The sequence below is a fragment of the Sphingobacterium sp. xlx-130 genome, assembly GCF_011007405.1.
Taxonomy (GTDB): Bacteria; Bacteroidota; Bacteroidia; order Sphingobacteriales; family Sphingobacteriaceae; genus Sphingobacterium; species Sphingobacterium luzhongxinii.
The window spans coordinates 165,322-189,919 of record NZ_WFKN01000002.1; the positions used below are offsets into that span (position 1 = coordinate 165,322).

A 24,598-nucleotide genomic window follows, 5' to 3' on the forward strand; every position below is an offset into this window, starting at 1 on the left:
GGAGATCGACCAGCTACCAGAACATAAAAGTAATATAGACTAAAGATTGCTTTCTATGGCTTTTACCTCTTCTGCATACAATTCTATAGGCTTATCCAATAGTACAGCAACAACCGTATGATAGCTGTCTAACCTATCTTTTGGAACGTCTATATAAACAATCCCAGGGATAGCACTCCAATATAATTTGTTATAAACCTTGTGACTTATCATCGAACCCTCACCTACTATACGTACTCGGGCAATAGTATTTTTCAACCCTTTGATAGCGATAGGCCCAGTAGGTTGACCTTCAATAAATAGATACAGTGTCTGCCGATCTCGGGATAAAGCCGTATTTCCGATATAATGTCCTTCGGCTATCCCTTTATGGGCATCGTGCAGGACCTCGGCATGTTTCAACACCCAATCCTTAGTTTTTTGATCTGCAAATTTTAGATCTTTTGACAACACACTGCCGTCATCATTCATGTGTCCCGAAAACAAATTAGCTCCTGCCGAAGTAAAAGCTACAATATCACGTATAGCACTCGGGCTATTTTTAGCACTTAGTACATCGGCAAGAACGGGTATAACCTCAGCATGATCAAACTCAAAATGGGGACGATCACCAAACTCTATCGCAATTACTGAAGCTGTAGGATCAAAATCATTTGTTGTCATATTCAAGCTTAAAGTATAACCATCATATTTATAGTCTACTTTTTCAGAACTACCGATAAAACGGACGTGAACAGGCTTCGATTGCAAACCATTTATCTGAAGATAATTTTTCATCTCATCTAAATATATATACACAGTCTTGCCGTCTTTAGAGAGACTATTTTTTTCAGCTATGAAAGCAGGTGATACTCCTGCCCTAGTGCCATAAATCGCTTCCTTATATTTACTCGTCCAACGTCCCAATTCTTTTAGGATCTTCACTTGTTCTTCTGGAATGGTACCATCCGCTTTAGGTCCGATATCCAATAATAGATTACCTCCCATTGCAATACAATCGATAAATGTCCGTACAATCATATTTGGTGTTTTATAATTGGTATCAAAATGTTGGTATCCCCAAGAATCATTCATCGTATAACACAGTTCCCAATATCGATCCGCTGGTCGCTTCACCGGTACTCCTTGTTCGGGGGTAGCATAGTCTCCATGATGATTTAATCTGGAGTTAACAATGATATTTGGATTGTACCGGCGTAATAAACTTAATGTCTGCTCAGCTTTCCACTCTTCAGCACTATGCTCCCAGTCACCATCAAACCACAATAGATCAGGATGATACTGCGTTGACAACTCGGCCAACTGCCCTTGATAGTAGTCAACAAACTGTGCCCAACGCTTAGGCTCATCTTTTAGGACATAACGTTTACGGGAACGCGTAACCACATCATAATAGGGGTGACTCCAATCGGGCAGAGAGTAATAAAGCCCCGTTTTCAATCCGGCCTTTTTAGCAGCAGTTATAAACGGCGTCAACACATCTTTCTTCACGTTAGCATGTTTAGATACTGTCAATGCTTTATCTGTTTTGCTATCCCACAATGCGATTCCGTCATGATGTTTGGTCGTGATCACCGTATATTGTGCTCCTGACTCTTTAATCAGATTGGCCCAGTCCTGAGGCTTGTATTCTTTTGCGGTAAAACCTCGAAGCTGCTTCAAATAATTATCATGGCTCATATAATTATTGAAGAATGACCAAGATTCCGAAACACCATTGACGGCATACACCCCCCAATGGATAAAAATGCCCAATTTAGCATCATCAAACCATGCCATCTTCTCATCCTTGGGAAGACTATTTTGCCCATACGATTTAGCAAATAAAAAAACTAACACTAATCCAATAAAAAGTCGCTTGATCATAAATTTAAAGTTCAATAAACTAAAATAAGATATATCATCAGCAATGGCAAATTTTACTAACGAATAACGATTTATAATGTATTTTTGTGCTAATGATAGAACTTTATACAGACGGTGCTTCAAGCGGAAATCCCGGCCCAGGAGGTTACGGCACTATACTAAGAACCATCTATACAGGTAGCAACCCAGCTTTTCAGGGTAAATTGATCGAAAAAGAGTTTTCAGGAGGATTTCGTAAGACAACCAATAACCGAATGGAGTTAATGGCCGTAATAATTGGTCTAGAGGCACTTAAAAACATAAAGCAGAAAGTCACCATTTATTCCGATTCTAAATATGTGATCGACGCAATAGACAAAAGATGGGTATATGGCTGGATGCAAAAAGGTTTTCAGGGCAAAAAAAACAAGGATCTGTGGATCCGTCTAATGCAATCTTACAAACTACATGAAATCAAACTTGTCTGGGTAAAAGGTCATGCTGGTCATCCGTTAAATGAACGTTGTGATCAATTAGCTGTAGCCGCATCAAAGGATAAAACAAACTGGAAAATAGACTCCGTCTTTGAAATGGAAGATCAATAATAACCCTCCACTGGAGTTCCGTTCTTCAAAAAAAAGAATACTTACCGAAAAACTTTCGCTATAATCATAAGCAATGTTTATTTTTGTACAAGATGTCAGACTTAAAATACAATCAAAGAGGTGTGTCCGCTGGAAAAGAGGACGTACACAATGCTATAAAGAATATCGATAAAGGTTTATATCCAAAAGCTTTTTGCAAAATCATTCCTGATATTTTGGGTGCCGATGCAGAATGGTGCAATATTATGCACGCAGATGGTGCAGGGACGAAGTCTTCACTGGCTTACATTTACTGGAAAGAAACCGGAGATATATCCGTCTGGAGAGGTATTGCACAAGATGCGATTATTATGAATCTGGACGATCTACTATGCGTGGGAGCCATCGATAACATTATTTTGTCCTCGACTATCGGTCGTAACAAAAACAATATCCCAGGCGAAGTAATTGCAGAAATCATCAACGGTACGGAAGAAATTCTTGCCGAATTACGTGAACTCGGGATTGGCATATACTCTACTGGGGGAGAAACTGCTGACGTTGGTGATCTGGTACGTACCATCATCGTAGACAGTACCGTTACCTGCCGCATGAAGCGTGAAAATGTCATCTCCAATCACAAAATAAAAGGTGGCAATATCATCGTAGGATTAGCTTCCTATGGCCAGGCAACCTATGAAAAGGAATACAATGGAGGGATGGGATCAAACGGGCTAACATCTGCCCGTCACGACGTATTTAGTAAATACGTAGCAGAGAAATATCCTGAAAGTTACGATCCAGCTGTACCTTACGATCTGGTTTTTGCAGGAGGTAAAGCATTAACCGACTCAATCAAAGTCGAAACTGGAGAGGAAATTACTGCAGGCAAGTTAGTCTTGTCACCGACACGCACCTATGCCCCAGTGATAAAAGTCATTTTAGATAAATACAGAAGCCTAATCGACGGAATGGTACACTGTTCAGGTGGAGCACAGACTAAAGTACTTCATTTTGTAGATGATGTCCATATCATCAAAGATAACCTTTTTCCAATTCCTCCTCTCTTTGAATTGATTCAAAAAGAATCCAATACCGACTGGCAAGAGATGTACAAAGTATTCAATATGGGACACCGTATGGAGCTATATGTACCTGAAACTATTGCCCAAGACATTATTCAAATCTCCGAATCATTTGGAATACCGGCTCAGATTATCGGTCGTGTAGAAGATAGCGAGAAGAAACAAGTCACTATAACTTCGCCTTTCGGCACATTTATCTACGAGTAAGATCCGTGAAAGATAAACTGACTATAGGTAGATATGAAATTGTAGACCTTCCTGAATTAGGGATGTACAATATAGAATCTAAGATCGACACCGGGGCTGAAACCTCGGTGTTGCACTGTGAAGACTTCAAGATTCATGAAAAACATGGACATCGATACATAACCTGCCATATTAAACCTCATTTGGAGGAAGAAGAAATATTAACATTAACGTTTCCTATTCACCGCGAACGCGTGGTTAAGAGTTCGTTCGGTCAAACAGAGACCCGACACATTTTTTTAACTAAAATCCGCATGTTCGATCGTCTCTATGACATCAAGTTATCTTTAAGAGACCGGTCATCCATGTCCTATCCTATGTTGTTAGGCAGGAACTTTATCAGCGGGAAATTCCTTGTAGACGTTTCTAAGAAAAACCTTTCGAGAAACAGCTTTTAATCAAACCTTTAGCCTACCCATTTGTTTTATACTTTAAATAAACACATTCGTGAAAATAGCAATACTATCTACAAATAAAAATCTATACTCTACACAACGTCTAGTCGAAGCTGCCTCCGCTAGAGGCCACGAGTGTGTTGTTATGGATCACAGCAAATGCTATGTAGGAATACAGCAAGGAAAACCAAGCATCCATTACAGAGGGGAGAATATAACAGATATAGATGCTATAATACCCCGAATCGGTGCTTCCGTAACATTTTACGGATCGGCGATCGTACGTCAATTTGAAGTAATGAATGTAATATCGGCCAATCCAAGTCAGGCGATCACCCGTTCACGTGATAAACTACGGTGTATGCAGATACTTTCGGGAGCAGGATTAGGTTTACCAATCACAGGATTTGCCAGGACAACATCAGATGTAGACGATCTTATCAACATGGTAGGCGGAGCTCCTCTGGTAATCAAATTGCTAGAAGGGACACAGGGAATAGGCGTGGTATTGGCCGAGACTAAAAAAGCAGCCTCCTCCGTTATTGAAGCCTTCTACGGCTTAGGCAATAATATCTTGATCCAAGAATATATCAAAGAGGCCAAAGGTACCGACATCCGTGCTTTTGTAGTTGACGGCAAGGTCGTAGGCGCTATGAAAAGGACTGCTAAAGAAGGAGAGTTCCGATCGAATCTACATCGCGGAGGGACCGCCGAAATCGTTAAATTAACCCGAAAAGAAAGAGAGACCGCTATAGCAGCCGCCCGCGCAATGGGGCTTACTGTGGCTGGGGTGGATATGTTACCATCAACACGGGGACCGTTAATTCTAGAAGTGAACTCGTCTCCAGGTTTGGAAGGTATCGAAAAAGCTACGCACAAAGATATCGCAGGTGAAATTATCAAGTACCTCGAAATCCAATATGAAACGAAGCAACAACTGCGTCAAATTGTTGTAAAACGAAAGGTTAAAAAAGAAAGTAAGCTTTAGAAATTCTAAAGCTTACTTCATTAAAAATCCTCCGCCAATTAGATCGCTCCCTTCATAAAATACTGCAGATTGTCCTGGTGCAATGCCTTTCACCGCATGAGGAAAGTCTACCTGCATAATTTCGCCCTTTTGGGTTAAGGTAGATACCGCACCAGAATCTTTGTATCTAATTTTAGTAATAGCTTCCATAGGCTCTTCCAAAGAAGCGTATTTCACTAAATTAATATTACGTACAAATGCCTGTGAACGCTCCAATTCGTGCTCTTCGCCTAAGACAACGGAATTACTTTCCGGCAAAATTTCAATTACAAACATGGGCTTGCCTAACGCAATTCCCAACCCTTTACGTTGACCAATGGTAAAATAAGGGTAACCTATATGTTGGCCTACGACCGTACCGTCTGAGAGCAAAAAATTGCCTGGACCTATATCTTGGTCAAGAGAAGGCTTTTTATGTCTTAAAAACTCTCTATAATCATTATTAGGAACAAAACATATTTCATAGCTTTCAGATTTGTTAGCAAGTTCTTTTTGCCCCATATCCAAAGCCATCTGCTTGATCTCAGATTTATGAAAACCACCCAATGGAAACTGTGTACGGGCCAAATTTTCCTGCGTTACCCCCCAAAGGACATAGGATTGATCTTTGTGCTCGTCAAGTCCTTTAGAGATCACATAACGCCCATTGTCATGTTGACGGATATTCGCATAATGCCCTGTAGCAATAAATTCGCAATCCAGCTTATTCGCTCTTTTAATCAGTGCCTCCCATTTGATATGCGTATTGCACAGCACACAAGGGTTGGGCGTACGTCCTGCGATATATTCATCGACAAAATTGTCAATCACATAATCACCAAATTCATTGCGTATATCTAAAATAAAATGGGGAAATCCATAATTTACAGCAAGAGACCGAGCATCATTAATACTATCTAAGCTGCAACAGCCCGTTTCCTTTGACGAACCTCCCGAACTAGCATAATCCCAGGTTTTCATCGTTATGCCAATCACTTCGTAACCTTGCTCGTGCAACATGACGGCCGCAACAGAACTATCCACACCGCCACTCATCGCTACCAATACTCTTCCTCTTTTACTCATACTATTTTAATAAAATGCAAAGATACCCTAAAATCATTTATCCCCGTGTTTATTTCGTGTAATTTTATCTCTATCTAAATCAACCATTTGTATATATATCCTGTTTTTTTTTGTATAAATGTTTTAGAATCCAAAAAGAGAAGCTATATTTGCATCGCAAGAACGGTAAAACGGATTGCAAAAAAGGTGCCATAGCTCAGTTGGTAGAGCAAAGGACTGAAAATCCTTGTGTCGCTGGTTCGAATCCAGCTGGCACCACCCAAAATCTGACAAGTAACAGATTATAAATAAAAACTTGAAAAGGTGCCATAGCTCAGTTGGTAGAGCAAAGGACTGAAAATCCTTGTGTCGCTGGTTCGAATCCAGCTGGCACCACAAAAAAGACTATCTGAAAATATAGTCTTTTTTTGCGTTTAAGAAAATCCAAACGTCTTAGGCTTCTTTCAAAATGTTTCTAACTTTCATTTTATCACTATAGACAGTACGTAGATGAGCGCCCTCTCCATGAACCGTCCAAATCTCAAGCGGCTCGACCCGCCCGATATACGCTAACAAATCATTCCAGTCAATATGATCAGAAATATACAAAGACAAATCATTATGCCGTTGCAAACGCTCCCAACCCGAAGCAAAAACACGGATAACATTTTTAGCTCTTGAATAATGGTTGAAGGTCATAGGCGGGATTAAATACACCTTATCTTTCCCCTCCTTTAAAGCCCTTCTGTGGTACAGCTCATATTTGAGCTTCACAAAGCCCAACTGATCGTAAATGCGATGAAGAGGGGCCATGCTATGATGTACAAACACTTCCTTCTGTGGACAATAAGTATTAAGGAGATATGTGAGACGCTGAGCCTTTCCCAAGGCATAACAGCCCAACATAATATGTGCCGACTGCTGCCCTAACCTCTGAATTTCCTTTACGGGATCGGGATGGATAACATCTGGATATGCAAACGTAGTTTCTGTAATCAATACATCAGCTTTGACATAAGCTATAGGCTCGCATGTCGCATCCTCCTGTAGCTTGTAATCACCGGTGTAGAGATACCGCACACCTTTATACACCATCAAAATCTGAGCAGAGCCAAGAATATGTCCAGCAGGTATAAAAGTAATCTCAACGCCATTAAAAACAAATGATTTGTCAAACGATTGGAGTTTATAGGATGACAAAGCTTGCTTCGTAAATCGATACCGCATAAATGCTGCCGTCGCCGCTGTACAATATATCTCCTGATGTCCTGGTACCGCATGATCCCCATGTGCATGCGATATCACTGCCTGTTGCACTGGATATTTGGGATCGATATAAAAATCACCAATACGGCAGTAATACCCCAGTATCGTTTCTATTAAAAAGTCGTCAATTATTTCGACCATTGTCTATCTAAAATCTGTTGATGTATATATAATATTTGAGGAAGTAAAGGACTTACCCCATCATTAAGAATAGTAAAGTCTGCAAATTTTTGTTTCTCTTCTTCGCCCATCTGTTTGCTTATACGGTCAATGACTTCCGCACGGGAAACATTATCTCTTCGCATGACACGTTCAATCCTTAACGCCTCAGGAGCACGTACCAAAATAAGACAATCCAACGACCTATAAGAACCACTTTCTATAAGCAATGCAGCCTCTTTGAGACTATATGCTGCGCTTTGTCTCTCCGCCCATTGCTCGCTATGTCGGATTACTATAGGATGGACTATACTATTTAACAAGTTCAATTTAGCGCTATTCCCGAACACCTGCTTAGCCAACCACTTTCTATCCAAAGAACCATCGGGTTGATACACCTCTACACCAAAGCTGTTGATCAACCCCTTCCTTAAATCCGGATCGTGGTTCATTAAAAATTTCGCTTCACGATCGGCGTCATAAAACGGAATGCCCATTGTCCTGAATATACTAGACACAAAACTCTTTCCGGACCCTATGCCTCCTGTAATACCAACATTTATCATCATACCTAACTCTTACTTACGCACAAAAAAATCAACATTCTGTGGTTCAATTTTTACGACTTTAACAAAATCAGGAACCTTTGTCAATAAAACAGGTAAACTCTTAACACGATTTTCCTCCCAATTATCTAAATCGATAATAGCTTCAAAATCGCGTGCTGTCCATTTACTAAAATCCTTTAATGACACCAAAGTAGTAAGCGTCACCTTACTAGGGATAGTACGGACAGAGGTATACCGACCTTCATTCTCGACCTTTATTGGTAATTCAATAACTTTCTCCGTAAGCTCCCCTATTGGGATAACAACCTCGGCAAAGGTAGGATAAATCGTCACATTCGTGCGTTGGCGCTTATTAATATTTGAAACAGTACGTATATCGGTGTGAACTTGGGTACCAAAGATACTATCGGTCTCCAGATACTCTATATTTGCCACGTCCTCCAAAGGGCCAGTTATAGTGACGTATTCAGGACTCGTCCGAGTAGCCCCAATTACGCCATATTGCTTCTTAAATCCAAGATGCATAGGTACGCGGACCGGCACCTTGCGTTGAGTCTGCTTTGAAAAATCAAAATACAGGGTATCTGGCCCCACGCTGATCACCTGTTTATCCACTGGGAATTGCCTATTTATAAAACCAATCTGATTAGAGAAAACTATATAATTTCGCGTACTCAGGCCACTTAAATCAACTTGAATATTTGCGGTATCTGGATTCAATCGGGACAACAACACATTCCAACCACTCATCTTCACGCGGACATTGACTGTATCAGACTGTAATGGGTGAAAAGCACGTTTTTCCGGTATGTTAACATATTCTATACCTGCTTTGATCGTAAATGTATACTTGTTAGAGATAGCGATCAACAACCACGCGATAAAAGAAATAATAAGACAACGCACGAAAATTGAAATCTTACGACGTTGTATTTTACTAATTCTTCGTTGCTTCATATGTACAAACTTAGATAAAATGCCCTATATTAACGAAAAAAAAAAGCCATTCAACATACTGAATGGCTTCTGTTTTTTCTAAGAGAAAAGATTAATCTTTCTTAACCTCTGCATTAGCTGCACGTGATGCATCCAATGAGATTGCCGACTTGTCAAAACGAATACGAACTCCAGAACCAACATCAACCAAAAAAGTAGTTTCACTTACTTCTACGATACGTCCATGAATTCCAGCAGTAGTTACTACTTTAGAGTTTACGTCCAATTCCTGAATATATTTCTTATGGTCTTTCTGTTTTTTCATTTGTGGTCTTATCATAAAGAAATAAAATACCACAACGATCAAAATCATCGGTAAGAAACTCATTAACCCACCACTACCTGCAGCTTGTAAAAAAAATGTTGATATCATTATTATTTAATTAGTTATAAAATACGGATTTATTTTTCGACCACCCCTTTAATTTGAACAGTAGTAACTCTCGGTTCAGCGTTTGAACTTATGGTTACAATTTTTTGCTGTGTACCTACTTGGCCTAAGCTATTAAAACTCACTCTTATCTCACCTGTCTTACCTGGAAGTATGGGTTCTTTAGTAAAATCGGGGGTAGTACAACCACAAGAAGCTGAAACCTGAGACAATATTACAGGAGCTTTGCCTGTATTGGTAAATTTAAAAATATGCTCCACAACAGCACCTTCCTTTACCTTCCCAAAGTCAAAAACTGAGTTCTCAAACTCAATAGTACCTTGTTGGCCCGAACCTGTACTATCAGAGACTGAAGCAACGATAGCAGTCGTTCCTTTATTGGCATTAGTATCTCCCTGATTACTACAGGAAGCCATAAATCCCAAAATAGAAATAGCCAAAAGTGTGTTCTTAAATATCATAAGTTAATCCTTTAATCCCCTACCTGCCTTGCGAATACGTCCTTCCTTCGTTAAGTCAGCTAGGATTTTATCCAAAATACCATTAATAAAAGTGTTACTCTTCAATGTACTAAACGACTTAGAAAGCTCAATATACTCATTTATAGTAACTTTAACTGGAATTGATGGGAAATTTATAAGTTCACTGATCGCCATACGCATTAACAAAATATCCATTAGTGCAATACGGTCTGCTTCCCAATTCTTCGTCTTGGCTGCAATCAATGCCTGGTACTCATCCCCGTACCGAACGGATGTCTTTAATAATTCGGAAATAAACTCTTCATCTTCATCCCAACTGGGGGTTAGTTCAGCCAACTTATTATTAGAAGGGTTTTCTGAACTAAAGTTCTTAAAAGTTTTGGCAATCATCGCCTGAAGAACTTCTTTATCTACGGGCCAATTGATGAATTTATCTTCAAATACCTGCTCAATATCTACTGATTTCAGGATAATCTTTTTAAAGATATACTTGATAATATCTTTTTCAGCATTGATACTCTGGTCTTCTAAAGCCAAATACTCCAGGTAAGCTTCTGAATCCTTAAGCTGCGCAAAAATTGAACGTACAATTTCAGGATCAAAGCCCCAAGACACCTTATACTTCTTAACCAACTCCAAATAGGTACGATTCTGTCGCAACGACTCAATAAAGGTGTTACCATTCAATTTTGCCGTCAACATTTTATCCTTTTCCGTTGGTAAAAACTTCGCGGCACGACTTTCTTGGTCTAAAACCACATATTCTGCCACCTCATCCAATAGATTCAATGTCCAGATATACATTTCATTAACCTCTTCAACATTTTTGAAAAGTGCCTTTTCAAAATCTTTAACCTGTTTATCTTCGGATAAACTGTACGCATAAAGCGTCTGCAATACCTTAACTCTAAGGTGTCTTCTGTTTAACATAGTGTAATAAGAACGATTATTTTATAAGAACGATTATTAAAGAACATACACTATCTTTTCAGCTTAGTCATATCTGCGATACGCCTTTCTGCCAACTGTCTGGCTGCTTCAAATGTCGTGATATCTTCTTCTCTAGATGTTTGCAAAACATGGCGCGTAGCGCTATAAATATTACGGATTAAAGACTCCGTACGGTCTGTCCCATATCCTTCTAATTCCGAATAGCAACTTATTAGTGCTCCAGAATTAATCAAAAAGTCTGGTGTATATAGAATATTATGTTCTTTCAACAATTGAATTGTACGCTCTTCATCTTTCAGTTGATTATTCGCAGACCCAGCGATAATCTTACAACGCATCTTAGGCACAGTATCCGGATTAACTGTCCCTCCCAATGCACAAGGAGCATATACATCCACATCAAGTTCATAACTAGTCGCGTATTGTATAGGCTCGGCTTTGTATTTAGCAGCTACCTTCATCTTACGCTCTTCAGTCATATCGGACACGTAAACACGAGCATTCTCTGCACGCAACATAGATACCAGCTGTTCGCCTACTGAACCAACACCTTGAACAGCTATCTTTCTTCCTGCCAGTGAATCATCCCCATATAGTTCTTTGATAGAAGCTTTTATACCGTAAAAAACACCTCTTGCAGCAAAAACAGTTGTATCTCCTCCTCCATTCATAGAGGTAGGCAAACCAGCGACGTAATCTGTCTCTGCATGAATGTATTCAAGGTCCTTTTGTGTAGTTCCGACATCGATAGAAGCAATAAAATTACCGTTAAGACCTGCTACGAACTTGCCAAAACGGCGCATAAGTATCTCGGTCTTTTCTGTACGATTATTGCCAATAATAACGGCACAACCACCGCCAAGATTCAACCCTGCCAATGAAGACTTATAAGTAATAGCCTTTGAAAGACGTAAAGCATCCTCGATAGCCTCTTCTTCAGACCCATAAGGCAACATCCTAACCCCGCCTATGGCAGGACCTAACGTCGTATCATGAATAGCAATAATAGCCTTCAAACCAACCTGTGGATCATTGCAAAAAAATAAATTCTGATGTCCGGAAACAGCCATCAAATCAAAAACTGAAGCGTTTTGCATATCAAAAGAAATAATAAAAAACTACCCTAAAAAGCTTTACAAAAATAAAAAATTAATTTGTTTTATCTGCTATTTATTGAAATATACGGTATCACAAAACGTAAATACATATGGAATAATACAGCTTTTAGAGAATTATATGACGAATAAGCAAAAAACAGCCAAAAGATATTAAAGTGAAACCATTACATTTGTAATAGACACAGAACATGAAAGAACTATCTTACCTCAACAAATATTTTTTTAAGTACAAATGGCGCTTGATACCAGGTGTTATTTTCGTCATCATCTCTAATTATTTCGGAATTTTACCAGCAAAAGTAATTCGGGAGGCATTTGACTTGGTCAAAGAAAATATAGACCTGTATCGACTTTATGACGGATTTGAGCGACAAGACCTCATTTATCAGGTTTTTGGCAGCAGTTTACTCTTTTTTGGCTTAGTGGTACTTATCTTAGCTTTGTTGAGAGGTGTTTTTCTATTCCTAATGCGGCAATCCATTATTCTCATCTCTAGGCATATTGAATATGATTTAAAGAATGAAATCTACAGACACTACCAAGAACTAGATTTTTCCTTCTTCAGAAAAAACAACACTGGCGATCTCATGAACAGAGCGACAGAGGATGTCAATCAGGTACGAAACTATCTAGGCCCAGCTATTATGTATGCAATCAATACAGTAACCCTCTCTGTTATGATTATATACGCAATGTATGATGTCAATCCCACACTGGCAACGTATGCATTAATTCCGATCCCTATCATATCACTGATCATCTTGATTGTAAATCGGATTATAAATAAGCGGAGTACTAAGATTCAGACTCAGCTATCAAAACTTTCTTCCTTTGTACAAGAAACCTTCTCTGGGATAAGAGTCATAAAAACCTATACGCAAGAAGAGCAAAAAATGGCTGAGTTTGCACATGAAAGCAACATCTATCGTAACAGCTCGTTGGATCTAGTCAAAGTACAAGCTATATTTTTCCCATTAATCATATTTCTTGTTGGATTTAGTACGATCGTCACGGTGTATATCGGTGGGATAGAAGTAAATAAAGGAACGATAACTGCGGGCAATATTGCAGAATTTATTATGTATGTCAACCAACTCACATTTCCTGCAATGGCTTTAGCTTGGGTAACTTCACTCATCCAACGAGCAGCAGCTTCACAAAAAAGAATCAACGAATTCCTTAACACAAAACCTGAAATCATCAGTGGTACAATTACCCAGAAACTAGCAGGAAATATCCGTATTGAGAACCTTTCATTTACTTATCCGGAAACCGGCATCAAGGCATTAAGCAATATAAATATTACGATCAAAGCAGGTCAGACACTAGCTATCATCGGTAAGACAGGATCTGGAAAATCGACACTTGCCAATCTTCTGTTAAGGATGTACGATGCAGATCAAGGCAACATAACATTTGATGACAATAACATACAAAACTTAGATATAAAAGATTTACGTCACCAGATAGGCTTCGTACCGCAACAGGTATTCTTATTCTCCGACACTATTGCCAACAATATAGCTTTTGGACTAGATCATTGCGAAATAGACCGCGTAGAATCCGCAGCTAAAGATGCAGCTGTATATGAGAACATTCTTGCTTTTGAGGCGGGGTTTCAAACCCATATAGGCGAAAGAGGTCTCACGCTATCGGGAGGCCAAAAGCAACGTGTCTCTATAGCAAGAGCATTAGTCAAAGATCCGCAAATGTTGATTTTTGACGACTGCTTATCTGCTGTTGACACAAAAACTGAGGAAGAAATACTGCGCAACCTAAGCCGTATTATGCGAAACAAGACGACTATTTTTATCGCTCACCGTATTTCAACGATCAAGAATGCAGATCATATCATTGTACTAGAAAATGGAAGTATCATCGAGGAAGGAAACCATAGTAGCTTGTTAGCTGCCAATGGGGAGTATGCCGAACTCTATGAAAAGCAATTACTGCAAAGTACAGAATAACAATTCTGTTTGCAATTGGGGGATTATTTATCTAACTTTCGGAAGATACCAAACCGGATATTCAGTTATGAGACATATTCTTTTAGCTCTTTTTGTGTTGCTTTCAACTAGCTTAATGGCACAATTTGAGGACACCCCTACAATAAGACGTACCGATTTTGAAACTAAAGTATACCCTTTAGATTCCAGTGCCAATGCCATAACGCTCTTTGAACATGGTAAGACACAAATTGATAGGAGCGAATCAGATCGATCCTTAATGGTATTTCACCACTACAAGACCCGGCTTAGAATCCTCACAAAGGAGGGATACGAACAGGCTAACTTTACGATTCCACTGTATAAATACGGTTCGACCTTTGAGTATATTACAAACATAAAAGCTACGACCTATAACCTTGTAAACGGCAAAGTAGAAAGCACCCCTCTCAAAAACAAAGATATCTTTATTGAAAACAGAAGCGATTTTGTTAAATTAAACAAATTTACGATGCCCGATATCCAGATGGGGTCGATAATAGAACTTGAATACACCTTAGTCTCTCCCGACATCTTTAACTTCAGGTCCTGGCAATTCCAAACAGATATCCCAAAGCTAAAAAGTCATTATCGAATATTGATTCCTGCTATCTATAAATACAATATTACGTTAAAAGGCCCATTGAAACTTTCCGACACAAGATCAAAACTGCAGCGCGAATGCCTAGTTCTAAACGGGAACAAAATAGACTGCTCCGACATCACCTACTTTATGGAAAGTATACCAGCTTTCAAAACAGAAGCTTACATGCTGGCTCCAAAAAACTACATTTCAGCAGTCAGTTTTGAGTTAGAAGAAATGGCTATGTCAGGAGGCGGTGTCAAATCTTTTACAAAAAAATGGAGCGATGTAGACAGAGAACTCATGACCGATAAAGATTTTGGCGGGCAATTAAAAAAAACAAACTTACTTGAAGGAATACTGAACAAGTCAATAGACACTTCCTCTAATCAACATGACAAAGCTAAAAATGTATTCAAATGGGTTCAACAAAACATCAAATGGAACAATACCAATGGAAAATACGCTCAACATGGTATTGAATATGCTTTTAAAAATAAAAATGGAAACGCTGCAGATATTAATCTAACTCTCGTAACGGCCCTCAACGCCGTAGGTATAGAATCCTATCCGATTCTTGTTTCTACACGCGATAATGGAGTCCCTAACAATCTTCATCCTGTCATTTCAGATTTTAACTATGTGATAGCGGGCATTAAAATCGATGATGAAACCTACTTAGCAGACGCAACTGATCCGTTACTCCCTTTTGGCGAATTACCCATGCGCTGCATCAACGAAAAAGGACGGATTATTTTCTCTAAAAAATCATCGGAGTGGATTCCGTTAGTTAATAACCAGATATCATCAACTCATTACAATTTTGATGGCTCGCTGGAATCCACCGGCACACTAAAAGGTAACCTTTCAATAGTGTACAACGGAATGGACGCCGTAAGCAAGCGTCGAAATATACTGGAGTATCCTTCGGTAGAAGAATACGAGGAAGCTGTTGACGAAAAATTAACAAGTATCACTATAAAAAAACTTAACATCGAGAACCTAGACGACAATGAAATTTCCCTTATTGAAAACTTCGTCATAGAGGTCAAAGTCGGTGATGAAATAAAAGGAGATAGTTTTTTTTTTAACCCCATCTTTATCAATCGTACTACTAAAAACCCCTTCAATCTCGACGAGAGAAATTACCATGTAGATATCGGTTCTAAAAGAGACGAGAGCCATACGATAACCGTAAAACTTCCAAAGGGAAGCAACATAAAAACATCACCCAAAAATATAAGCCTTGTATTACCACAGAATACGGCCCGGTATTACTACAAAAGTGAATTGATAGATGGCACTCTACATGTCTCACAACACCTATCACTTAAAAAGGCTATATACAATACCGATGAATATTTCGGATTAAAGGAATTGTTTTCGAGAATAATACAACAGCTTAAGATAGATCACTCATTCAATTACACAGCAAATGCTTTTTTATAGAATTATTTTCACACTACTGGCAACAATCTGTATCCTACATGCAAGCGCCCAACAATATAGCGCATCGGCTATCTCAAAAGACCTCTTAAGTCGCGCCAATGCTGTAGTACAGGAAGAACACATATCCTTTGAGCTGGACTATTCAAATGCATTCCAAACTGTACATCGAGTGATAACGATACTGAACAAAGCGGGAGAAAAACATGCAGAACTCGTTTTATACTATGACAAAAGTAAAATCATCAAGGATATCAAAGGACAGATTTTGGATGAGTTTGGCAATCAAATTAATAAATTCAATCAAAAGGATTTTAAAGATTACAGCGCGACAAGTCAAGTCAGTATGTTTGATGATATACGAGTCAAACATTATACGCCGAACTTTCATACCTACCCCTATACAATTGTATATAGTTACGAAGTAAAACATACACAAAATCTATTTATTCCCTACTGGCAACCTAATTACTTACCTGATCTTGCTGTAATTAGTAGCACATACGAGTTGAACTGCAAATCGGACCAATTTTTACGGATAAAAAGCGAGAACATACCTCAACCCGCCCACATAACGACAACTGAAAAATCCAAGACTTATAGATGGATTGCGAAAAACATAAAAGCACGAAAAGAAGAGCCCTTAAAGCCCTTTGACCAACAAGATGCTATCCTAGTTAAAGTTGTCCCAGAAACTTTCCACTATTTCAAGAAAAAAGGAACTGTAAAGAACTGGACTGATTTCGGAAAATGGGTACATGAAAATCTCCTAACAGGCAAGCAGGAATTATCCCCAGAAACTAAAGATAAGGTAAGAGAACTTACGGCACACCTAGATTCGAACAAAGAAAAAGCAAAAGTGCTCTACGCTTACATGCAGCATAAAACACGTTATGTCAGTATACAAATAGGAATTGGAGGGCTTGAACCTTATCCAGCTTCCTATGTAGACCAACTGGGGTATGGAGACTGCAAAGCTCTCGTAAATTATACACAGGCCTTGTTAAAAGAAGCCGGTATCGAATCTTTATACTGTATCGTCGAGGCAGGGCATCAAAAAAAAAATTTGGATATAGATTTTGCGAATGCCGTTGATGGTAATCATATTATACTATGTCTACCTTTTGAAAAAGATACCACTTGGCTTGAATGCACAAGCAGTAAACACCCCTTCGGGTATCTAGGCAAGTTTACGGATGACAGGCTAGTTCTTGCTTGCACACCAGACGGAGGCAAAATATTACGAACAACCCGATATCCATATACTAGGAATTTGCAACATCGAGTAGGCGACTTTAAAGTAACGAAGACTGGCAGTATTCAAGGAAGTATAACGACAACATTTACTGGCACTCAATTCGACAATCATTTTGAAAATGTTTCCAAAGGACAACACGAACAACAGGAGTTATTAAAGCAGTTTTACGACATCGATAATATTAGCTTTTCGAATAACGTTTATGAAGTAAAAACTCAAACAGAATCAACGATTAATGAACAAACAGACATCACTATAAAGAACTATGTTGTAAAGAACAAAGATCAGCTAATATTCTCTCCAAATTTATTCAATTTGGCCAAAGCTATCCCAGAATCTAAAAATAGAACGAATCCCCTCTACATCAACCGAGGTTATACAGACATTGATAGTATCACTTACAGCATACAAGAACAGATTAAAGGCAGATTTCATCCTATAAATAAAGTTATAGACTCTCCTATGGGCACTTATGACCTTCAAATCACCATGAAAGATGATCAGCTGATATTTTACCGTAAACTGGAGATTAGAGAAGGCACTTATCAACCCGAAAGCTATGTACAATTCTACAACTTTATGCGTGAGGTTTCAGAAACTGATCGAGTTAAATTTACACTTAGACTTGCAACAGATTAATATTTTTATATCTTTGCAACAGCTTAAAGGGGAATTAGCTCAGTTGGCTAGAGCGCTTGCCTGGCAGGCAAGAGGTCATCGGTTCGAATCCGTTATTCTCCACCATTAAAAAAGGCAGATCTAAAAAATCTGCCTTTCTTTATTTTAGTACTTCTTGCCAGAGCTATCGCCCGACCTTTTCCCACCAAAAGAACGTCCACCTCTGCCGGAAGACTGTTTCTTCTTATGGCGATAATCAGGCTTTGCACCAGACTTAGGCTGTTCAGCTTTAACCTTCGTCTTCCCTGTTAGAAATGACGACTTTGCTACAAACTGAGGAGACATGCTTAAATCTTCAATCCGTTTCACAGGAAGCTCAAAGCCAATTGTGAACTGTATATCTTTGATATATGGGATCTCCTCAACATCACACAAAGAAATAGCAAAACCTTCAGCACCTGCTCTACCTGAACGGCCAATACGGTGCACATAGGCATCTGGCATATTGGGAATCTCGTAATTGATAACATACTTTAAGAGATCAATATCAATCCCTCTAGCGGCGATATCAGTAGCAACTAAAACACGTATTTCTTTCTTCTTAAAGCCTTCCAACGCATTCTGACGAGCATTTTGAGACTTATTACCATGTATTGCAGCAGCAGAGATATCCTGTCTGTGCAAAAGCTTCACCAGCCGATCTGCACCATGTTTGGTACGCGTAAACACTAAAACGTTATCGTCTACCTCTTTTTTCAATAGATACATTAGCGCCTTCGGCTTATTCGCTTTCTCAATGTAATACAAAGTTTGCTGAATAGTTTCTGCTGTTGTAGACTCAGGTGTGACTTCAACTTTAACCGGTTCACTCAAAATACTATCAGCTAAAGATTGAATTACCTTCGGCATAGTTGCCGAGAAAAACAAAGTCTGACGTTTCTCAGGAATAACCTTCAGCACACGCTTTACATCATGTATAAATCCCATATCTAACATCCTATCCGCCTCATCCAATACGAATATCTCGATCTGACTGATAGATAGAATACGTTGGTTCATCAAATCTAAAAGTCGACCTGGAGTCGCAATAAGAATATCTACCCCTTGACGAATCTCATTCACCTGACTAAATTGATTAACACCACCAAAGATCACCGTATGTTTTAGTTTCAGATTTTTACCATAGTCACTAAAAGACTCTCCAATCTGTATCGCTAGTTCCCTAGTAGGTGTCAAAATCAGTGAGCGGATGGTACCACGCTTGTGTCCCTGAGGCCTATTATTATTAAGTAGTTGCAAAATAGGGATCGCAAATGCGGCGGTTTTACCAGTACCTGTCTGTGCACAGCCCAAGAGGTCTTTACCTTTTAGCACCTCTGGGATAGCCTGTTCTTGAATCGGGGTTGGGTTTTGATAGCCAAGCGTCTCCAAAGCTGCCAATATAGGCGAGCTAACTTTTAAATCATTGAAAGTTTTCATCAATACGTTTTATATAAAATAAACCCTCATATAATAGCTGTTTAAACAGCAATGAAAATGTCTCGAGGGTTCACTATGTCCGTTGAGAACAACACTTTCAGAAAAAAAGCCGCCAAGAATTACTTAGCGGCTTTTAAATAGGATTAAACTAAACCTTAGTTTTGCTCAGCAGGAACTACTGAAACGTAAGATTTGTTATTTGCTTTTTTGCGGAAAACAACTGTTCCATCAACTAAAGCGAACAAAGTATGATCTTTACCAACACCTACGTTAGCATCTGGATTATGTACAGTACCACGTTGGCGAACGATGATGTTACCAGCAATAGCCTTCTGACCACCAAAAATCTTGATACCTAATCTCTTACTATGTGACTCACGGCCGTTCTTGGAACTACCCGCACCTTTTTTATGTGCCATTTCTTTATCTTAATTTATGACTTTCGCCTGGATTAAAAATTCAATTATAAACTGATACCAGTGATCTGGATTTTAGTGAATTGTTGACGGTGACCGTTTTTCTTTTTGTAACCTTTACGGCGTTTTTTCTTGAAAACGATTACTTTATCACCTTTCAAATGAGACAAAATCGTAGCTGAAACTTTAGCTCCTGAGATACTTGGAGTACCTACAGTGAATTTACCACCGTCTTCGGCCAACAATACATTGTCAAATTCAATATTAGCGCCTTCTTCTCCTTGTAAACGGTGTACAAAAAGATACTGGTCTTTTGCAACCTTAAATTGCTGCCCTGCTATATTTACTATTGCGTACATTGTTATTTATTAAAAATGTTAACTATTTAATGAACGGCAAAGATAGGCTATTATATTTAATCCTGCAATTTTTTTTCCAAAAACAAAGGAGCTTGATATCAAGCTCCTTTGTTTTTGGAAAATTCCTCTAATTATTTAACCTCGATCAATCGTTTAGCAACAATTGCCTCTTCTTTCTTCCCAATCCTTACATGTAGAATCCCATCCGTATAAGAGGCATCAATGTTACTATAATCAACAGTCTCTGGAAGCGTAAAAGATCTAGAAAATGAACTATAATTATACTCCTTCTTGCTGTACATTTTCTCTTTCGTTTCAGTTTCTTCAACCTTCTCGACGCCTATGGAAATAATATTTTTATCCACGTTGATTTTAAAATCAGACTTCTGTAATCCAGGTGCCGCCAATTCTATCTCAAAAGCTTCTGCAGTTTCGATAATATTCACAGCCGGAACACGAGTTACCAAACGATCTGAAATAAATGAATCATTAAATAGATTATCAAATACACTGTTAACAAATGGATTTACACCATCTGTATTCACTGCTTTAGTTGGGATTTTAATTAATGCCATTTTTCTGTCCTCCAATTATTTAGTTATCCAATTTTTATTATAAATACATTAAACATATTTCAATAAAAATACCAAAACAAAAAACAAGAATTTTTGTCACTAAAACTACATAAAAACAGTCATAATGTCATTAATCTACATATATCCCACCTCTAAGAGCATTAATCCTTCTCAAATAGTAAAGAAACCTCTGAATTTGCCAAATCACCACCAAATGGTGGATTTATCTTTCTTATAGCCACATAAACCTTTTGTGCGAAATTAAACTTCTTTATAATTAGGTCCAACATATCCTCCAATGCAGACTCCAACAACTTCCGTTTAGGACTCATCACTTCCAGCACCACCTGATAAAGCTCTTCGTAATTAATCGTGTTTCTCAGATCTTCCGCATCCGAATTCTGAAAGGGAAAGTAGACATCTACATTCACATAAAACTCATTCCCAACCACCTGTTCTTCTTCATAAAAACCTATAGGCGAATAAAAGCGTACTTCCCGTAAGGATACTTTTTGTGTAATCATAATATTAAATTTACACAAATTTTGGATTAAACAAGCTTTTTATTGTCCATTTTCAACAAACACCACAGACACTGGTCGACACCAAAAAACATCCATTTCAATATCTATAAAAACATCAATCCTGTAAAACCTTTTTGACGTTAGCAGATATATTATTGTAAATAACTAATTTCGTTCCGAATTAAACCCGACTCATGATAGACGCTTTGCTTATACAAAAACGTCATATGGACACAAAAGTTAATTAGAGTATTCCATATGGCCGTTAAAAAACAAATTAAATACATATGAAAAAACTATTGGTACTACTTTTATTAGGATCTACTTACGCATACGGTCAACGTAACTTCACGATAGATGAAACGGTATTTGGCCCCGGTAAATTTGCAACAAAAACCCTTTTTGGTCAAAAATGGATCAAGGGAACTGATGCCTTTTCTCATCTAGACAGCACTTACCAAACTCTTGTAATCAGAAGCCACAAAGACAACTGGCAAAGTAGAGCATTAACTTCGGTCACCGAACTACAATTGGCATTATCTAAAGTCTTTCCAAATGAAAAATTCAATTTACGTAGTTTTCCGACTCAATACATATGGACAGATAATAATACGTTAGCTTTTAATATCAGTGGAGAAAAAAACACCTATCGTATAAGCTACAATATACTGAACAAAGAGGTGAAATTAAATGCAACCGTTCCAAATGACGCTGCTAATATAGAATACAGCACTTCCAACCGACAAACAGCTTACCTTAACGGCAACAATATCGAAATTATTACCGCCTCTGGAAAAAAATTAGAAGTCACTAAAGATACCATTGACGGGATAGTAAATGGAAGTGACAACACCCACCGTCAAGAATTCGGTATCAACAAAGGAATGTGGTGGTCACCAGATGATCAAAAACTTCTTTACTACCGCAAAGACGAAACCATGGTTAGTAAATACCCACTCCCCCAATGGAACACCCGTGTGGCCACAATTAAAGACATACGCTATCCCATGGCTGGAATGAAAAGTGAAGAAGTAACATTAAACATCTTCAACACGCAGACCAACCAATATATAACGTTACAAACAGGAATACCTAAAGAACAATACCTAACTATCGCAACTTGGGACCCAAGCAATGATTATGTATACGTCGGTGTATTAAATCGCGGGCAAGATCACCTGAAGCTCAATAAATACGATGCTAGGACAGGCGAATTTGTCAAAACGCTTTTTGAAGAGAAATCTAACTCTTGGGTTGAACCTCAAAAACCGTTAGTCTTCATACCGAATACCCCCCAACAATTCCTTTATCAAACAGACAAGGATGGCTACAATCAATTGTATCTATACGACACCCAAGGTTCTTTAATTCGCAAATTGGGACACAATAGCGTTATTGTAATTGATTTTCAAGGTTTCGACAGCAAAGGAACGAAAGCATACTATATCGGAGCTACTAACAATGGATTAGAACGTCATCTGTTTGAAGTAGAACTAAAAAGCGGAAAAACCACCCAATTGACTAAAATCAACGGCACTCACAATGCTACAATTAGTGAGAGCGGCAATTACATCCTTGACCAATACAGCAACCTAACTACACCAAATAAAATACAAGTGGTAAGCAAAAAGGATGATAAGAAAACAGCTATATTAACCGCTAACAATCCATTTACATCGCAGATAAACCTTCCAAAAATCGAGTTCAAAACTCTTGTATCTCCAGATGGACACACGCCCCTAAACGCTAGAATCACTTACCCTGCTAACTTTGATTCTTCAAAAAAATATCCGGTCATGTTGTATTTATATGGCGGATCCCACGCTCAATTGGTTACAGATAGATGGCTAGGCGGAGTGGGGTACTTTGATCTTTATATGGCTCAAAATGGCTATTTGGTATTCACACTGGATAATAGGGGCTCCGATGCACGTGGGAGAGACTTTACCCGTGTTACACATCGCAACCTTGGCGAAGCTGAAATGGCGGACCAGATCGTCGGGATAGAATACCTAAAATCACTCCCTTACGTTGACAGTAATAATATGGGTATTTTCGGATGGAGTTACGGAGGCTTCATGACTACCTCTTTAATGACCAAACACAACAACATCTTTAAAGCAGCAGTAGCTGGAGGTCCAGTAATGGATTGGAAATATTACGAAGCTATGTATGGAGAGCGTTACATGGACACACCGCAAGAAAATCCAGAAGGATACACAAAAACTTCTTTATTAAATAAAGTCGACAAGCTAAATGGTCATTTACTAATAATCCATGGTGCACAGGATCCTGTAGTTGTCCAGCAACACAGTATGAATTTTGTCGAGCAATGTATAAAAGTAGGAAAACAGGTGGACTATTTCCTATACCCTACCCATGAACATAACGTAAGTGGAAAAGATAGGATTCACATGTATGATAAAATCGCGAAGTATTTTGACTTACACCTTAAGAAATAATTGAATTTGTCAACAAAAAAGGGAATGCCATGTTGCAATCCCTTTTTTGTTAACGCTAAATCGGATTTAGAAAGTATAACGAGCTGTTACACCACCGTTGAAATAAACACCATTACTGTAGTACGAACCCTTTACAACATGAATAGTAGGTCTAACATCAGCCGAAAATGCAAAAGGAGCATTCTTTAACTTATAATCTACACCACCAGTAGGAAAAATCCCCGCACTGAAACCTTTATAGTCTTCCCAATCTGAAAAAGTATTCGCTAATACAGCACCACCACCAACAAACCACTTAAAATTCTGGATACTTCCAATAGGGAAATGATGCTGATATCCTCCGGATAATGAAACAGAAGTCAAATCATATGCTCCATAAGTATCTGGATTAATACCTAAATCAAATTCTAATGCTCCGGGCTGAGAAATAAAAGTCTTGAACGCGACACCGACAACGTCATAATGTCCATTTCCTAAACGGATACCGATCGAATTTTTATAGTCTTGCGCTTGAGAAGCTCCTGCAACTAATAATGCTACTAATGCTAAAGTAAATTTTTTCATAAAGTTTTATTTATAGTAATTTATTAATAATTGGTACATGGTAAGCAAATAATGTACCACTAACTTAAATAGTCAAAAAAACTTGCAAAAAAAGACGTAGACGAAAAAACTTTTTACATTCTAAAAAAATAAATGTAACTTTGCACTCCGACAAAGCAGTCGGAATACTCT

23 protein-coding genes and 3 tRNA genes are annotated in these 24,598 nt (G+C 38.5%); 11 read left to right on the forward strand and 15 right to left on the reverse strand.

Features of this window, described 5'->3' with window-relative positions:
- Window positions 1-39 precede the first annotated feature (39 nt).
- Complete coding sequence (locus G7B18_RS03080; RefSeq protein ID WP_164122053.1) at window positions 40-1,866, reverse strand: alpha-L-fucosidase; 1,827 nt, start codon at window positions 1,864-1,866, stop codon at window positions 40-42.
- 92 nt (window positions 1,867-1,958) lie between these two features.
- On the opposite strand from G7B18_RS03080, the gene rnhA reads away from it, so the two are divergent.
- The 4 genes from rnhA (at window position 1,959) to rimK (ending at window position 5,143) form a co-directional block, all read left to right on the forward strand.
- Window positions 1,959-2,450, forward strand: a complete 492-nt coding sequence (rnhA, locus tag G7B18_RS03085; protein ID WP_164110827.1) for a ribonuclease HI — start codon at window positions 1,959-1,961, stop codon at window positions 2,448-2,450.
- 92 nt (window positions 2,451-2,542) lie between these two features.
- On the forward strand, window positions 2,543-3,721 hold the full coding sequence (locus G7B18_RS03090) for an AIR synthase related protein (RefSeq protein ID WP_164110828.1): 1,179 nt from the start codon (window positions 2,543-2,545) through the stop codon (window positions 3,719-3,721).
- A 5-nt stretch (window positions 3,722-3,726) separates the two neighbouring features.
- Window positions 3,727-4,158, forward strand: coding sequence for an ATP-dependent zinc protease (locus G7B18_RS03095; protein WP_164110830.1), 432 nt, complete (start codon window positions 3,727-3,729; stop codon window positions 4,156-4,158).
- A gap of 49 nt (window positions 4,159-4,207) precedes the next feature.
- On the forward strand, window positions 4,208-5,143 hold the full coding sequence (gene rimK / locus G7B18_RS03100) for a 30S ribosomal protein S6--L-glutamate ligase (protein ID WP_164110832.1): 936 nt from the start codon (window positions 4,208-4,210) through the stop codon (window positions 5,141-5,143).
- A gap of 12 nt (window positions 5,144-5,155) precedes the next feature.
- On the opposite strand, the gene mnmA is transcribed toward rimK, so the two are convergent.
- Entirely contained in the window at window positions 5,156-6,247 is a 1,092-nt protein-coding gene (gene mnmA / locus G7B18_RS03105) for a tRNA 2-thiouridine(34) synthase MnmA (RefSeq protein WP_164110834.1), read from the reverse strand.
- Window positions 6,248-6,432: 185 nt separating this feature from the next.
- On the opposite strand from mnmA, the gene G7B18_RS03110 reads away from it, so the two are divergent.
- Together G7B18_RS03110 and G7B18_RS03115 are read left to right on the forward strand one after the other, a co-directional pair.
- Window positions 6,433-6,505: transfer RNA gene (locus G7B18_RS03110), tRNA-Phe, on the forward strand.
- Window positions 6,506-6,549: 44 nt separating this feature from the next.
- Window positions 6,550-6,622: transfer RNA gene (locus tag G7B18_RS03115), tRNA-Phe, on the forward strand.
- A 57-nt stretch (window positions 6,623-6,679) separates the two neighbouring features.
- On the opposite strand, the gene G7B18_RS03120 is transcribed toward G7B18_RS03115, so the two are convergent.
- From G7B18_RS03120 to G7B18_RS03150, 7 genes are all read right to left on the reverse strand, one after another.
- Window positions 6,680-7,633 carry an MBL fold metallo-hydrolase gene (locus G7B18_RS03120; RefSeq protein WP_164110836.1) on the reverse strand — a complete coding sequence of 318 codons (954 nt, stop codon included), beginning with the start codon at window positions 7,631-7,633 and terminating at the stop codon, window positions 6,680-6,682.
- Window positions 7,621-8,220 (reverse strand): dephospho-CoA kinase, encoded by a 600-nt coding sequence (gene coaE, locus G7B18_RS03125; protein ID WP_164110838.1) that lies wholly within the window; start codon window positions 8,218-8,220, stop codon window positions 7,621-7,623. Before coaE ends, G7B18_RS03120 begins: the two co-directional genes overlap by 13 nt.
- Window positions 8,221-8,229: 9 nt before the next feature.
- Window positions 8,230-9,177, reverse strand: coding sequence for a YbbR-like domain-containing protein (locus G7B18_RS03130; RefSeq protein WP_164110839.1), 948 nt, complete (start codon window positions 9,175-9,177; stop codon window positions 8,230-8,232).
- A 91-nt stretch (window positions 9,178-9,268) separates the two neighbouring features.
- Window positions 9,269-9,589, reverse strand: a complete 321-nt coding sequence (yajC, locus tag G7B18_RS03135) for a preprotein translocase subunit YajC (protein ID WP_164110841.1) — start codon at window positions 9,587-9,589, stop codon at window positions 9,269-9,271.
- A gap of 29 nt (window positions 9,590-9,618) precedes the next feature.
- On the reverse strand, window positions 9,619-10,068 hold the full coding sequence (locus tag G7B18_RS03140; protein WP_164122054.1) for a DUF1573 domain-containing protein: 450 nt from the start codon (window positions 10,066-10,068) through the stop codon (window positions 9,619-9,621).
- Between the two features lie 3 nt (window positions 10,069-10,071).
- Window positions 10,072-11,019 (reverse strand): transcription antitermination factor NusB, encoded by a 948-nt coding sequence (gene nusB / locus G7B18_RS03145; protein WP_164110845.1) that lies wholly within the window; start codon window positions 11,017-11,019, stop codon window positions 10,072-10,074.
- A 50-nt stretch (window positions 11,020-11,069) separates the two neighbouring features.
- Window positions 11,070-12,137: a Glu/Leu/Phe/Val family dehydrogenase gene (locus G7B18_RS03150; RefSeq protein ID WP_164110847.1), complete on the reverse strand. Its 1,068-nt coding sequence runs from the start codon at window positions 12,135-12,137 to the stop codon at window positions 11,070-11,072.
- Window positions 12,138-12,346: 209 nt separating this feature from the next.
- On the opposite strand from G7B18_RS03150, the gene G7B18_RS03155 reads away from it, so the two are divergent.
- From G7B18_RS03155 to G7B18_RS03170, 4 genes are all read left to right on the forward strand, one after another.
- Complete coding sequence (locus G7B18_RS03155; protein ID WP_164110849.1) at window positions 12,347-14,125, forward strand: ABC transporter ATP-binding protein; 1,779 nt, start codon at window positions 12,347-12,349, stop codon at window positions 14,123-14,125.
- Window positions 14,126-14,192: 67 nt separating this feature from the next.
- Window positions 14,193-16,175 (forward strand): DUF3857 domain-containing protein, encoded by a 1,983-nt coding sequence (locus G7B18_RS03160; RefSeq protein ID WP_164110851.1) that lies wholly within the window; start codon window positions 14,193-14,195, stop codon window positions 16,173-16,175.
- A complete protein-coding gene (locus G7B18_RS03165; protein WP_164122055.1) occupies window positions 16,162-18,069 on the forward strand; it encodes a DUF3857 domain-containing protein in 1,908 nt (635 codons plus the stop codon). The genes G7B18_RS03160 and G7B18_RS03165 overlap by 14 nt, the downstream gene beginning before the upstream one ends.
- A gap of 28 nt (window positions 18,070-18,097) precedes the next feature.
- Window positions 18,098-18,174, forward strand: a tRNA-Ala gene (locus G7B18_RS03170).
- Window positions 18,175-18,213: 39 nt separating this feature from the next.
- Here G7B18_RS03170 and G7B18_RS03175 read toward each other — a convergent pair.
- The 5 genes from G7B18_RS03175 to G7B18_RS03195 form a co-directional block, all read right to left on the reverse strand.
- Complete coding sequence (locus G7B18_RS03175) at window positions 18,214-19,527, reverse strand: DEAD/DEAH box helicase (RefSeq protein WP_164110855.1); 1,314 nt, start codon at window positions 19,525-19,527, stop codon at window positions 18,214-18,216.
- Window positions 19,528-19,682: 155 nt separating this feature from the next.
- Entirely contained in the window at window positions 19,683-19,946 is a 264-nt protein-coding gene (rpmA, locus tag G7B18_RS03180; RefSeq protein WP_021070981.1) for a 50S ribosomal protein L27, read from the reverse strand.
- A gap of 44 nt (window positions 19,947-19,990) precedes the next feature.
- The gene (gene rplU / locus G7B18_RS03185; protein WP_164110857.1) at window positions 19,991-20,302 is read right to left on the reverse strand and encodes a 50S ribosomal protein L21; all 312 of its coding nucleotides are present in this window, start codon (window positions 20,300-20,302) and stop codon (window positions 19,991-19,993) included.
- Window positions 20,303-20,433: 131 nt separating this feature from the next.
- Window positions 20,434-20,877, reverse strand: a complete 444-nt coding sequence (locus G7B18_RS03190; protein ID WP_164122056.1) for an Hsp20/alpha crystallin family protein — start codon at window positions 20,875-20,877, stop codon at window positions 20,434-20,436.
- A gap of 161 nt (window positions 20,878-21,038) precedes the next feature.
- Window positions 21,039-21,401: a dihydroneopterin aldolase gene (locus G7B18_RS03195; protein WP_164110861.1), complete on the reverse strand. Its 363-nt coding sequence runs from the start codon at window positions 21,399-21,401 to the stop codon at window positions 21,039-21,041.
- Between the two features lie 287 nt (window positions 21,402-21,688).
- Between G7B18_RS03195 and G7B18_RS03200 the strand changes: the two genes are divergently transcribed.
- Window positions 21,689-23,863 carry a S9 family peptidase gene (locus G7B18_RS03200; protein ID WP_164110863.1) on the forward strand — a complete coding sequence of 725 codons (2,175 nt, stop codon included), beginning with the start codon at window positions 21,689-21,691 and terminating at the stop codon, window positions 23,861-23,863.
- 66 nt (window positions 23,864-23,929) lie between these two features.
- Here G7B18_RS03200 and G7B18_RS03205 read toward each other — a convergent pair whose 3' ends face one another.
- Window positions 23,930-24,427 (reverse strand): hypothetical protein, encoded by a 498-nt coding sequence (locus tag G7B18_RS03205; RefSeq protein WP_164110865.1) that lies wholly within the window; start codon window positions 24,425-24,427, stop codon window positions 23,930-23,932.
- Between the last annotated feature and the right edge of the window lie 171 nt (window positions 24,428-24,598).

Bases quoted from the DNA above. Each gene is read 5' to 3' on its own strand.
- G7B18_RS03080 (WP_164122053.1), bottom strand. From the start codon at position 1,866: ATGATCAAGCGACTTTTTATTGGATTAGTGTTAGTTTTTTTATTTGCT.
- rnhA (WP_164110827.1), top strand. From the start codon at position 1,959: ATGATAGAACTTTATACAGACGGTGCTTCAAGCGGAAATCCCGGCCCA.
- G7B18_RS03090 (WP_164110828.1), top strand. From the start codon at position 2,543: ATGTCAGACTTAAAATACAATCAAAGAGGTGTGTCCGCTGGAAAAGAG.
- mnmA (WP_164110834.1), bottom strand. From the start codon at position 6,247: ATGAGTAAAAGAGGAAGAGTATTGGTAGCGATGAGTGGCGGTGTGGAT.
- G7B18_RS03120 (WP_164110836.1), bottom strand. From the start codon at position 7,633: ATGGTCGAAATAATTGACGACTTTTTAATAGAAACGATACTGGGGTAT.
- coaE (WP_164110838.1), bottom strand. From the start codon at position 8,220: ATGATGATAAATGTTGGTATTACAGGAGGCATAGGGTCCGGAAAGAGT.
- G7B18_RS03130 (WP_164110839.1), bottom strand. From the start codon at position 9,177: ATGAAGCAACGAAGAATTAGTAAAATACAACGTCGTAAGATTTCAATT.
- yajC (WP_164110841.1), bottom strand. From the start codon at position 9,589: ATGATATCAACATTTTTTTTACAAGCTGCAGGTAGTGGTGGGTTAATG.
- G7B18_RS03140 (WP_164122054.1), bottom strand. From the start codon at position 10,068: ATGATATTTAAGAACACACTTTTGGCTATTTCTATTTTGGGATTTATG.
- nusB (WP_164110845.1), bottom strand. From the start codon at position 11,019: ATGTTAAACAGAAGACACCTTAGAGTTAAGGTATTGCAGACGCTTTAT.
- G7B18_RS03150 (WP_164110847.1), bottom strand. From the start codon at position 12,137: ATGCAAAACGCTTCAGTTTTTGATTTGATGGCTGTTTCCGGACATCAG.
- G7B18_RS03155 (WP_164110849.1), top strand. From the start codon at position 12,347: ATGAAAGAACTATCTTACCTCAACAAATATTTTTTTAAGTACAAATGG.
- G7B18_RS03160 (WP_164110851.1), top strand. From the start codon at position 14,193: ATGAGACATATTCTTTTAGCTCTTTTTGTGTTGCTTTCAACTAGCTTA.
- G7B18_RS03165 (WP_164122055.1), top strand. From the start codon at position 16,162: ATGCTTTTTTATAGAATTATTTTCACACTACTGGCAACAATCTGTATC.
- G7B18_RS03175 (WP_164110855.1), bottom strand. From the start codon at position 19,527: ATGAAAACTTTCAATGATTTAAAAGTTAGCTCGCCTATATTGGCAGCT.
- rpmA (WP_021070981.1), bottom strand. From the start codon at position 19,946: ATGGCACATAAAAAAGGTGCGGGTAGTTCCAAGAACGGCCGTGAGTCA.
- rplU (WP_164110857.1), bottom strand. From the start codon at position 20,302: ATGTACGCAATAGTAAATATAGCAGGGCAGCAATTTAAGGTTGCAAAA.
- G7B18_RS03190 (WP_164122056.1), bottom strand. From the start codon at position 20,877: ATGGCATTAATTAAAATCCCAACTAAAGCAGTGAATACAGATGGTGTA.
- G7B18_RS03195 (WP_164110861.1), bottom strand. From the start codon at position 21,401: ATGATTACACAAAAAGTATCCTTACGGGAAGTACGCTTTTATTCGCCT.
- G7B18_RS03200 (WP_164110863.1), top strand. From the start codon at position 21,689: ATGAAAAAACTATTGGTACTACTTTTATTAGGATCTACTTACGCATAC.
- G7B18_RS03205 (WP_164110865.1), bottom strand. From the start codon at position 24,427: ATGAAAAAATTTACTTTAGCATTAGTAGCATTATTAGTTGCAGGAGCT.